The following is an 11,427-nucleotide window of genomic DNA, read 5'->3' on the forward strand; positions in this document are numbered from 1 at the left end:
CTGCGGATTCGCTACAGTAACGTTGGGCCAGAACGTAATGCCATCCAAGCAAGAGAGCGCACACTAGCGGCCAGAAGCGGCCGATCATGCAGATACTTAGTGGACTTCCATTTAAGGCTTGAAGGTACCTACGAAACCGGGGATTCAGCTCTGTGCTGCAGCTGGTTCTAATTGCTGAACTGTAGCCTTGGGTGATTCCATCCGTAGGCTCTCTCGATACTGCTCTGCTGGAGCTTCGTGAGTGACCTCGACAGCAGCATCGTAGTTTTCTCGAATGACCGCCTCTATTTCAGCAATGTCGGCGCGGAAGAACTCCTTGCGCCCGTTAACCTTATTTAACCGACCGGCCGCAAAACGTTCATGAAGCTTTGCTTCCAATGCTGGGGCGTTATCCGAGAAAACCATCGCATGTACGTCAAACCAGAATGGCACCGACGCATCACCTAACTCATCGACGCGATCCATTGGCTCCAGGCGGCGGGTCATACCGATCTTGTAAATTCCTTCCCCGAATGCTCCGACGTTGGAGATCACATAAACGTAGCCAGCTTTGGCGTTCTGTTCGCGATAGTCGATAAGCTTCTCTTCGCTTTCCAGCGCAGCGCGACCTGCTTCAATCTCTGCCAACTTGGCCACAAGCGGCGCGCGTTCCTCCTCCGATTGTGCCTTTTCCAAGCGAGCCTGTAGCTCGCGCATTGCGGTCGCGAAGTGTTTGCGCTCCTTAGCGATCTTCTCCCGAGCGGCGCGAATCTCCTGCTCTAGCTTCTGCTGTTCCCGCAGCTCTTCTCGGGCGCGCTTGGCATCTTCCTTTTCCTCTTGCTTCTTAACCTGAAACTCATGGGCAAGGTGCAGTTCGTCAATCTTGAGGCTCAGGTACTTCCGCGATAGCTCAACGGACATCACTCTGCCGAGACGGTTGCAGGTTTCGAAGGACTTCAGAATGCGCTTTTCGCCCAGCTCTACGTTGTCGAATTTTACATTGTCGACGCAGTAGTCAGCTTCATTGTTGAATGATCGGAGCACCAACTTGATCATGTCGTTGACCAGCTTCCGACCTTCTACCTTGCTCCCATTCACCTCCCAGTTAGTGTTTCCACTCGCTGCCGTTCCACTTTTGATTAAGGCTTTCTGCTGCTCGCGAACCCCGACCAGTCGGGCTTTGTACTCATGGCTGGAGTTCAACTTGAACTTGGGCTCGTAGAGCGCAAAGCTTTCAAGAAGCAGTGTCTCTTCCCAGACGAGGATCTCCCTCTGCAAGTCAGAGGAGCGTTGCGCGAGCGCAGCTGCATCTTGCTCAGCTCGCTGAACCTCCTGGTGCACGGCCGCCAGCTTTCTTTTCTCCTGAGCGATCAGATTTTTGACCTCTACGACTTCCATGGCGCCGATCTGCCTGGTGAGTGCCTGAAGTTGCTGATAGCGCGCCTGAAGGTCAGTCAGTTGCAGGTCAAGATCATCGGCCCGCCTCCGGTGCTCAGGTCCCTTCCAATAGTCACTAAGGGCCATGTGGTTCCTTCCTCGTGTAGATCAAATTGTTGCTTGGCTCTGGACGCCAACCTGGGAGTCTTTATAGCCCAGCCGAACTGTATTGGCCGCTGAAGAAGCGACTATGTGCCTATTGCGGGTCGGGGTGATGATATTTGTGAACATGAATAGTCGCTGATGCCAGCCTCTGGACTTGAGTTATTTGGCCTTCCAATTGCACCGTGGGTATTCCGAGCAACCTATAAAATCTCCGTACTTTCCAGTCCGTTGCGTACGAAACCCTTTTCCGCAGGACGGACAGGCCTGGGACGAAACCGCCTGGCCATCCTTGTCGACAATGTTGATATGACCTTTGTTGGCCAGCTCAGTGACAAAGGCCGAGCGCCGGCCGGAGACCGTGAAGATGAACACGCCGCGGCGGGCCCTGGTGAGCGCCACGTAGAACAGGCGCCTTTCCTCGGCAAAGGGGAAGTCTTCGGGTTCTGGCATGGCGCATTGAAGAACCGGATCATCTTCAATCTGGCTAGGGAAGCCCTTGCGGCCACCCACGACATTGAGCATCAGCACGTAGTCGGCCTCTGTGCCCTTACTGCTGTGCACCGTTGTGAAGTAGAGGTCGATATCGGGGCCACAAATCTGTTTGAGGTCATTCATGTTATGCGGGCGGTCACTCCGGTACCGACCCAGCAGCATGATGGATGGTTTGCGCGGCTGGTCCCACACGGCACGTAGCTTCATCACGATCTTGGTTAGACGGTCCTTCACCAGTGAGCCGAGCTCGCGCTCATGCTTGGCGGCAAAACACTGGATAGCCTTGCCCTGCACCGATGATCTGGTTCGCACCTCTTTGGGGATCTGCTTGGGGTTTTCCTGCACAAACTCGCTGGAGACTTTGCAAATCTGATCCGGACAGCGAAAAGTCAGGGTCAGCTGAAGAATCGTCCCAGAGCCATAGAACACCAGGAAGTTACGCATAACGCTGATGTCGGCACCGGCGAAGCGGTTAATGCTTTGCGCGTCGTCACCAACAGCAGTGAGGAAGGTGTCGGGGCGAGCGGTGATGGCCTTCAGGATGCGTGCGCGGGCGGCCGAGGCGTCCTGGTACTCGTCCGCAATGACCAGCTTGTACGGTGACCGGTACCGGCCTGACTCGGCATGCTCGATGGCCAGGTTGATCATGTCGTCGAAGTCGACTGTACCGGTGGCCTTGAGCTCATCCTGCCAGCGCTGCAAAACCTTGGCGTACAGATCGATGATGAGGGGGCCTCGAATAGGATCGAGCCTAGATGCCCGTTGGCTGAGTTCTTCAGGCGAGAGCTGGTTACCTTTGGCGTGCTGCATCAGGTTCCGAATGATCCGCGCCAGCACGTCAGTCTCAAGGGCGGGGCGTCCGGTAGGAATGCGGTTGGAGTCGGGTTTTAGTTTGAGCCCACGGCTTTCCAGGGCCTCTTTCAATGCTGGCAGCCCTTCGCCTGAGCGCAGGGTATGACTGGTGGTTTCGAACAGGGCGGTCTCGTGCTGCTGGTGAAGCGCACGCTTCCATACGACGCCCTCTGCGTAGCCTTTGAACTCCTTCGGCGGCTCGCCCTGAGCATTTAGCGCAAAGTGCTCGTGGAACAGATCCACCTCTGGGTAGTAGAAGTCGGGATGGTACTGGCTGTGCTCGGCGTCAGCAGTCCTGTGCGGGTAGGGCGCTTCGTACTTGTAGTCCACCCCGTGAAAGAACAACCAATCCGCGATGAGCTGCTCCTCACGGCTTTTAACCAACTCGCCCCGGGAGGTCACCAGGTCCTTTTCGAGTTCCTCGGTGGTGCTGGTGCCGGGCATATTGCCGATCGGCTGCGAGAACACGGTACGCACCAGCATCAGGTTCGTCCGGAATACCGGGTCCGAGTTGCTGAGCTCCTCCATGATCGAAAGTACTTTTGCCACATCCTGGCCGCCCTCGAGCCAGGCTGCCGGCCGGGGTTTTGAGCCCGTAGCCTCACCAATCACCGAAAGGCCGAATCCATGGAAGGTCCGGCAAGCGATCTGGTCTGCATCGGGTAAGTTGGTCAGTCGCTTATCCAGGCGCTGCTGCAGCTCCTCTGCCGCGTCGGCGTTGAAGGCCAGCATCAGGATCTCGTTCGGCTTAACAATGCCCATGGCGAGCGCATAGGCGACTTTGGCCACCATGGTGGCGGTCTTACCTGAACCTGCAGCTGCAATCAGAAGCACTTTCGAGTCGAAACAGATGACCGCTCGGCGTTGCTCCTCGGTCAGCGGGGTCGACTCCAGAGTGTCGAACAGCGGCATACCCTTGTGCTGCTCAAACAAGGACTCGTTGAGGCGCTTCAGAGCTACGCTAATTGCTTCAGCCGGCACGGGCGGTAGATCCGGCAGAATTTTCGGATACGCCGCAGCTGCAGCTCTTAGTGAAGGGTGTGTAGCGATAGCGTCAGCTGATAGACCGCATGACAGGACCGGCGGCGGGCTGGCCTTGACCAGGTGATGCCCCAGCCAGGATGGATGCCAGGTGTTTGGCAGCTTTTTAAGGATCTGCGAAGCCCATGAGCTGTGCTGTGCCAGAGCCTGCTTGCCTGCTTCGGCGACCTGTTTATGGAGTAGACCCTCAAAGGCAGTGTGCCAGCGCTTGCCCTCGGTCTTGTCGATGCCATCTAGCTTGATGGTTTGTCCGTCGAGTGCCTTGATGCGGAGCCGGGCCCAGACTAGGCCGAGTTCAAGCTCGATAACCCCAATGTCGATTAGGACCCACGAATAGCGCTGGTCGCCAAGGGTAAGTTCCAGTTCGCTGTCCGAAACGTAAGCGGTGAACCTAGGGGAAAACGTCAGGCTGGCGCCCATGAAACTGTTTTTGAGTATCACGCCGAAAGTCCGGTTAGAGCGGTGCCGGTGCTGCACCGAATAGGGCGGTGTAGATGCCTTCCAGGCTGTCAAAAGCGGTGAATTCCCCGCGGTTGAGTTCGCGAATGTTTGGACGCTCTGCTTTCTTCCCGGTGTGCTCGGCTTTGGTGTGTTTGGCTACCTTGGTGCCCGCGAGGGAGGGCAGGGGTTGGCCAGGCTCACCACCGAAGTATAGGTAAGGCCCCAGGGCTAGGGTTTCCTCCTCAAAGTAGATCCACACGACGCAGCCAGAAGGCTTTTCGGCCAAGCGTAAGTTGACCTTTTGCTTAGGGGTGCTGGAGCCCTGAAAGGAGGCTTTGAGCTGCACGTGCCGGGTGTGGCCATGAGCCTCAAGGATGATGTCGTAGCCAGCATTGTCGACCTCAGGCTTGGCCACCTCCAGGTCGCAACGATCGAGACACCACGAGCGCTTGAGCAGCTCACTAACAAACAGGTGCTCTAACAGTTTTTCGCGATAGGACGAATGTACGGTGTGTTTGCTCATGAAAACTCGCTAGGTCCTTTTAGCCGCACTGTAGCGTATGGTCACTATGCAGTTGATGAATCGCCCCTATTTCTATAGAGGCCTTCAAGCTTTAAATAGGGCCTGATAATCCTGCGTAACTGTCCGCTTCTGGCCGGAAGCGGACGCCGATGCCTGGCAGCTTCCGGCCAAAAGCGGACTGATCCGTACCAAGCTAAGTGGTACTCACTATAAGGCTTTGAGGTCTCTAGTGAGGCAGGCCCTATTCATTTCAAAAACGCCTGAGCAAAATGGCTATATGCCAATTTCTCCTTCGCTTTAGATTGACCTCATGAGGTAGCGGAAAGCTAATCGCTAACAGGCAGGAAGTGACCTCTAGCCCAGTCTTCGATATAAGTGGACAGCCTTAATGCTGGTATCTGTGCAATCGCATTGAGTAGCGAAACACCACCGGGAACCCGAATTAAGTTCTGAATTAGGATGCTAGTCGCCTTCATTGCCTTGTGATCTGGATGCTCTCTGCTATGAGACCGCAAGAGGTATTCTAAGGCCAAGGAGTTATCCGGATTAGACACTTCTAATATCCATCTTAGCCCTATGAAATTCTTAACCAATCCAAAATGACTTTTGATATCGGCATTATGTACGCCAATATACCTCGAGATTATGGAGAATTTCAGCAGATCTGGGTTATCTTGCTCATAGACTGTATTCAGGGCAGCCACAGTTAGAGCTATGTGGCTGTGACGATATCTAGCCAAGTCAAACAGGCACTCGCTATATTCAACCAGGTTTATGTTCGATTTGGATAGAGCGACATCAAGCAGTGTCTGTAGCCAAACTGCTGAGTTCAAGTTAAGTAGGCCTTTGGCGAACTCGCGCGAGTAGCCGTCATCTGAAACGAAAATCGCGTTTCCATTTAATGCAATAAAATATGGCGCCAACAGATTTGGGCCGAAATTTTCTAGAATTTGCTCCGTTATCTCGTCCTGGGTGGACGGATAGTCATACTGCACTACTTCAAAATTTTCTTCTAGTGAACGGATGCGCTCGCTGATTTCATTTACAAGCTGCTCTTTTTCTGATTGAGACGAGATGGTTTTCTGAAACTGTCCATTCAGCCAGCTAATAGACAATTCAGAGCCAAATGACGCCCTTATCTCGTCGCACAAGTGCATCAACTCAATGATTGTGGTGCGAGACACCATTATTTTTTGGTACGATTTCTTAAGAGCGATAAAGATATTGGGAGACGATGCAACCCAAGCGGTATAAGTATCTAGAACGATTCCGTTTTTAGCGTGATCATTAATAATTGCGTAAGCTTGCGAACGCTCCTCTAGCGTGCCCGAGCATGTGGCAATCTCGCCTTTGTACGTCCGAATCATATCGGCAATCTTAATTGGGTTTTTCTCCCAAATTGCCGCCATCGCACTTATTGGAATATGTTTCTCGCAGAACTCGGAAATGACATTTTCATCATGCTCGGAGTTCTTTTTGATAATATCTAGCATTGGCTGGACATTATCTTTTTCTATCTTTACAGCCCAAAGCCCGCCAGAATCTGGAAACTCTGTTTCATACCTTTCAAGTACGTAATGAAAGGCCCTAAGAAATTTATGCTTGATTTCCGTAACAGTCCACGTTACATCGCCTTGCATTTTTTGTTGCGTGAAGGAGTCGCCGGTCTTTAGGCCGTACACTTTCTTTACATATTGATCCACATTGTCCGGCGCTAGTAGAAACTGGCTATCGATGTCATCTTCGACAAGCCTTTCGATTTTAACTCCTTCGGAGGATGTAAGTGTAAAATAAACTCCTGCTGAAATATCATCAATCGCTTGTATGTCTATTCTCTTCCCTGAAAAAAGAAATATATGCGAGTAGCCTAACCATATCTCGGCAGACTTGGGATTTTCAACGAAAATTTTATACCCAAGCGCTAAGCCTTTTTGTGCATCGCCATGCAAAGTAAGTAGTTTTGCTACGTGCATTATTTGCTCAGGACTACCCTCTAACTCTTCTGCCTCATAACCATTTAAGAGTTCCTGCAACGAATTATCGTCATTCTCTAAGCGGCAAATGTCGGAAAGAATTAGATACGCTGTCGCATCGCGACCGCCTTTGCTCAGGTAGGAATTAAGCTGTGCTTTAGCAAGCGCAAAATCATGGTGTTTATAGCCAAAGAGGCCGACCATTAATGTTAAAAAGATACTTGCTAGACCGCCAGCAATGATGCGATCAAAAAAATGTACTGCATCCTTTCTTACAGGATAATCGTTGATATACCCTAAGCACAGAAGCCTAGTTTCTTCTGAGTTCTCTAAAGGATTGGCTATGCCCTTTAGCAGTCGAACTATAATTTTCCAGTCAGAGAAGCTTCTTGCAATTCGGCAGAATGATATGATCTCAGACAAATCATTCTCGGGTGTTATCTGAGAAACGCCGTACTCATATGCGATTTGCATTATTGCGCTTACATTAGAGCCAAGCGCCAGCTCGAATAGTGTATACCTTCCGCGACCCGAAAGCTGCTCTTCTGAGATAAGCTTTTCAAGCCGCTCCTTTCCATGGGCCTGCCCCTGCTTTGCTTGAGCAATGAAAGCTGCAACTTTTGCGGCAGATCTTACCTCTGGATCAAACCGATCTATCGAGTAGCTTTGCATTTTTGCTAACTCAGACCAGTTTCTATCATGAATATTTTTTACAAAGGTATACCTGCGGCGCTCTTGCTCGTTTTCAAGCAGGCTGATTGCTTTATCGAACAGGTCTGACAGTTTGAAGTCCAGAGAAATCTGAACCGCCAGCTCAGCAAATCTAGGGTTCTCAGGATAGTTAGCAAGTAACTCTATACTAAACTGCTTTAGATGCTCTGTATCTGCAACTAGCGCGTAGCACAACAAGAGATTGCACGCGTCTGCCTCTTGCATAACCCCTAGAGAATGCTCGCTTTCTCTAAACTCGGCCCAGTTCTTTTCAAGGTGCTCTTTTGCTCTATTGACGCTATCAGGGTTTGATACTGGGAATTTGCACTTCCCATTAAGATTGTGCTCAGCGACAACAGCTTCTAGCTCGGCAGCAGCAACAATTCCGCTGATGGTCTTGTTGTCAGGGAATTTTAAGTGAGCCTCTTTCGCAAGCTCCAACCAGTTCCCTATCCTTTTGACCGCTAGCCCGTCAAGATAGGCGGCCTGGACAGACTCTGTTTGCTTTACCCCCTCACCAATAAGATCGTAAATACCCTCATCATCTGAGCACATTCGAGCGGCTTGGAGTCCATTTGCCGCGAGCCATTCGTTGGACGGGTCTAGCTTTAGTTGCTCTACGGAATACTGGTAGGCTTCATCAATTTTACCGTCAAACATATAGGCTAAGACTTTGTTAGCCTTGGCTTTAGGCTCGTCTGGTGCAAAGCTGCAAGCCTCGTGCAACGTGACGGCCGCTTCGCTTGACCTTCCAAGCTGATATAGGCAAACAGCAATATTTGCTTTTATACGGAAGACCTGTAGCGATGAAAGCTTAGACGCTTGGCGATCTAGAAGGTCTTTAAGTAAGCCTAATGCAGTGTTTGCTTGCCCAGACTCGACTTTTTCTTTAAAGCTATCAATCAGCTTGTCGAGTTCGTTTTGCCACTCCCTCGCTATATCGATCTGGGCCGCGCTAACGCCCTGGGCTTGGTGCTTTTGTAGCGCGGAGAGAAGGGCAGCTTCTATTGCGTCAGGGGTATTAATGTTGACGGTGCCATACAACCCCCCTCCGACCGCTACGCTTCCGCCCTCAGCATGCACATGAGTGACCTCAGCGTCTGGCGCCGCTTTCTCTTTCATTTGCGCGTCCGTTCGTCAATGAGAATTAGTTCTTAGTGTTTGTGGTGTTGTTGATGTTGATCGTTCCGTTCATGTCACCACCAGAGGCTGCCGATCCGTCATTGGCCGTAACCTCAATGCGCTTCGTCTTTTTCACGCTGTTCCGAACAAAGTTCACAGTAAAAAAGACACAAACCACGAAGAAGATCCCAATGCCCGTGAGTACCTTCCAGTTTTCGAGTAGCGAAAAATTAGCGTCCATTTTTACCTTCGCGAAGTGCTGACGTAGCCTCGCACAAATATATCAGGCTGCGGTTCTTCAGGCAGCGCGATGGTTGAAGATATTTTTGTCAGTTCCCACCGGCCGCTTCTGGCCGACTCCGGCCTGTCGCGACCGGCAGAAGTCGACCCGATGCGGACGCTCAGCATCATCAATATCGTGTCCCTGATTGTTCTTTTTAGGGGAAACCTCAGGCTCAGATCGCCCATAAAGCGGATAGATCACTAATCACCGGCAGGTTGCCTGGACGTGCATGCCTATGCCGCTCCAGCCACATGCGGGTTTGATTAATGTCAAATCGCCGGTCTCGTTTCGTGGCTAAGAAAGTCCCGGATACCCCGTAATGTCCGCAGTCCGGGCAATTCAGTTCTTCGCCGTCCAGGCCGGATTCAATCTTTCTGGCATTGGCACCACAGATCAGGCAGTCAGTCATGGCAAGAACCTCTTCAGAGTGAGTTCGCCGACATTCTGCGCCCACATGCCGGCAGCCGAGGGCGGTGCTCAGTATTGAATCTTTAAGCATTACGAGAGATTCGCTAGGACCACCTATTGACAGCCTCGCTCGGCCAGCGGCCAGGCTGTCAAGATGTGAATGAAACTCCCCTAACTTTCTGGCGAAGATACTTGGCAATTTCTTGGGCCTCTTCGATATCGGTCCCGTGTCCCAGTTCGATACCGAGTTGGCCTTTGGGGAAACCTGGTTCAGCAGTGTCCGGCTCAAACACGATATACGGCCTCCCGTCTCCGGTTTCCTTGACGGTGAACGTCCCGCTCGCTCGAGTAGTCATGTGCCACCTCGCTTACCTGGCTTGGAGCACATAAGCCTAGCACCTGACACACCAACTGCCCGGCTAGCTTCCTTGCTCAATGCGATGGCCAGTTAGGAAACTCTTACCTATAGCTCTTGCGAGTTGGCTTGCAGAGACTCTTCGGCAACCGCCTCTAAGTCTTTGATTAAAGAGTTTGCCATTTCAACCACCCCGCGAGCCTGGGTGAAACTTGGCCGGAAATCTTCATGATTCAGCCTATTGCGAAAAATCGCATAGAAGCCAGCAAGCAGATTTCGATAGGCTGTTTTAACTTCCGCAGGAAGCACAACCGGGTTAGTGCCCCCACTTCTGGCAAAAACTTCATTGACCAAATTCTCACCATCGCTACCAGGGTCAACCCCAAATAGCCTTCTAATGCGGGAGGAAAGGACAGGAAAAGTTGCCCTTATGACAGAACCATAGTCTTCGATTTCAAATAGCCGGGAGGTCGCCTCCGCAAGCCTCTCATCAAGGTGGTGAGGACGGGCTGCCGCCTGAAAAAGGTAATCAGCCAAGGCAGGCATGTCATGAAAAACTATATCGAACGCATCGCTTGCACAGTAAGCCTTATTGCCCTGTTCGAGGTAGCGCCTCAGGAATGTCATGTGCCTGCCAAGCGAGCCGCAATGAGCCCACCCCTCATCGACCTCCGTCACCAGGGGAACGATCAGGTTCTCAAACTGGCGAAAGATTACCAGCAGGGCGGGAGCATCTAGGCCTTCCATCTGCCGATGCAAAGACAAAGCAACTTTATAGGCTTCTTGGTACTGGGCCAGCTGAGTAATTCCTACCACTGAGCTCTCCTCGAAACACGGACCATATGGGTCTGCATTGATACTCCAAACGAAAATCTAACGCCACCCGGCGAGGTATCACCATGACCATCGAAACCCTCAAGGCCTACCAAGTAGGAGACAACGACATCGTGGCCGCCTACGATCAAGTCGGCGCCATCAAGGTGCTCTGCATCTTCTGCAGCTATCCGGATGATGAATACGGCTTGGATGAAGTTCAGCTCGTGGAAAACGAGGTGCAGGACGCAACAGAAGCCAACGACCAGAACGAAGTGGCAACCGTCACCCTGGAGAAGACCCTACGACAGGAACTCTCTGAGCTCACCGAGCCAGCGTACCTTAGCCGCCCGGCCATCATCCTTGCTCGATGCGCGGCTGGCGGGTGGACTGTGAATTCAGCCGCTTTGCCTGTCGAACCAATGCTGAAGCTCGTCGACTGGCCGGGGATGTCTACCGGAGCGGGGGTAGTCCAACTTAGAAATCCCGGCAAAATGTGGACATCGTGTGTCTCAAAAGCTGGGCCGATTCACTACCTGCAGCCATAAATCTATGGCGTAGTGGCAGGTTCGGTGCTGGTCGAGGCTTGTTAAGGAGCCGACATCTGCTGTTAGCTGGGCAGCCAATGCCGATGAGCCCGTTGGCCCTAGGTCACGCCGCGGATGCGATTCATGTCTGTTAGACCCGGTATTTCTACCTCTCCCTGGTGATACCTTCACACATCGGTGTCTAGGGGTTGACTTAATGGATAAGCACGGGCTGCATCCGACGTCTCCCCTGATTTGAGTAGCGCTCAGCTTTAGAGTCCAATCCCAGTAACCAGGAGATTGGACATGAAGAAGCGTTTCACTGAAGAGCAAATCATTGGCTTTCTACGCGAAGCCGAGGCTGG

At 52.1% G+C, this 11,427-nt stretch carries 7 protein-coding genes; 1 reads left to right on the forward strand and 6 read right to left on the reverse strand.

Annotated elements, in window-relative coordinates:
* Nucleotides 1-144 precede the first annotated feature (144 nt).
* The 6 genes from G7026_RS20875 to G7026_RS22760 form a co-directional block, all read right to left on the reverse strand.
* Complete coding sequence (locus G7026_RS20875; RefSeq protein WP_003119948.1) at nucleotides 145-1,503, reverse strand: DUF4041 domain-containing protein; 1,359 nt, start codon at nucleotides 1,501-1,503, stop codon at nucleotides 145-147.
* A 177-nt stretch (nucleotides 1,504-1,680) separates the two neighbouring features.
* Nucleotides 1,681-4,347: a UvrD-helicase domain-containing protein gene (locus G7026_RS20880; RefSeq protein WP_134536065.1), complete on the reverse strand. Its 2,667-nt coding sequence runs from the start codon at nucleotides 4,345-4,347 to the stop codon at nucleotides 1,681-1,683.
* A gap of 13 nt (nucleotides 4,348-4,360) precedes the next feature.
* Entirely contained in the window at nucleotides 4,361-4,870 is a 510-nt protein-coding gene (locus tag G7026_RS20885; RefSeq protein ID WP_134536067.1) for a hypothetical protein, read from the reverse strand.
* 326 nt (nucleotides 4,871-5,196) lie between these two features.
* The gene (locus tag G7026_RS20890; protein ID WP_134281591.1) at nucleotides 5,197-8,676 is read right to left on the reverse strand and encodes a tetratricopeptide repeat protein; all 3,480 of its coding nucleotides are present in this window, start codon (nucleotides 8,674-8,676) and stop codon (nucleotides 5,197-5,199) included.
* A gap of 455 nt (nucleotides 8,677-9,131) precedes the next feature.
* Entirely contained in the window at nucleotides 9,132-9,368 is a 237-nt protein-coding gene (locus G7026_RS20895; RefSeq protein WP_126860053.1) for a hypothetical protein, read from the reverse strand.
* A 462-nt stretch (nucleotides 9,369-9,830) separates the two neighbouring features.
* Complete coding sequence (locus G7026_RS22760) at nucleotides 9,831-10,538, reverse strand: TIGR02391 family protein (protein ID WP_126860055.1); 708 nt, start codon at nucleotides 10,536-10,538, stop codon at nucleotides 9,831-9,833.
* An 83-nt stretch (nucleotides 10,539-10,621) separates the two neighbouring features.
* Here G7026_RS22760 and G7026_RS20905 point away from each other — a divergent pair, with 83 nt between their 5' ends.
* Nucleotides 10,622-11,083, forward strand: a complete 462-nt coding sequence (locus G7026_RS20905; protein WP_088169740.1) for a hypothetical protein — start codon at nucleotides 10,622-10,624, stop codon at nucleotides 11,081-11,083.
* Nucleotides 11,084-11,427 lie beyond the last annotated feature (344 nt).

The sequence above is a fragment of the Stutzerimonas azotifigens genome (assembly GCF_013522725.1).
Taxonomy (GTDB): Bacteria; Pseudomonadota; Gammaproteobacteria; order Pseudomonadales; family Pseudomonadaceae; genus Stutzerimonas; species Stutzerimonas azotifigens_A.

Excerpts from the sequence above, each read along its gene's own strand:
- G7026_RS20875 (WP_003119948.1), bottom strand. The coding sequence starts at position 1,503 with ATGGCCCTTAGTGACTATTGGAAGGGACCTGAGCACCGGAGGCGGGCC.
- G7026_RS20885 (WP_134536067.1), bottom strand. The coding sequence starts at position 4,870 with ATGAGCAAACACACCGTACATTCGTCCTATCGCGAAAAACTGTTAGAG.
- G7026_RS20905 (WP_088169740.1), top strand. The coding sequence starts at position 10,622 with ATGACCATCGAAACCCTCAAGGCCTACCAAGTAGGAGACAACGACATC.
- G7026_RS20890 (WP_134281591.1), bottom strand. The coding sequence starts at position 8,676 with ATGAAAGAGAAAGCGGCGCCAGACGCTGAGGTCACTCATGTGCATGCT.
- G7026_RS20895 (WP_126860053.1), bottom strand. The coding sequence starts at position 9,368 with ATGACTGACTGCCTGATCTGTGGTGCCAATGCCAGAAAGATTGAATCC.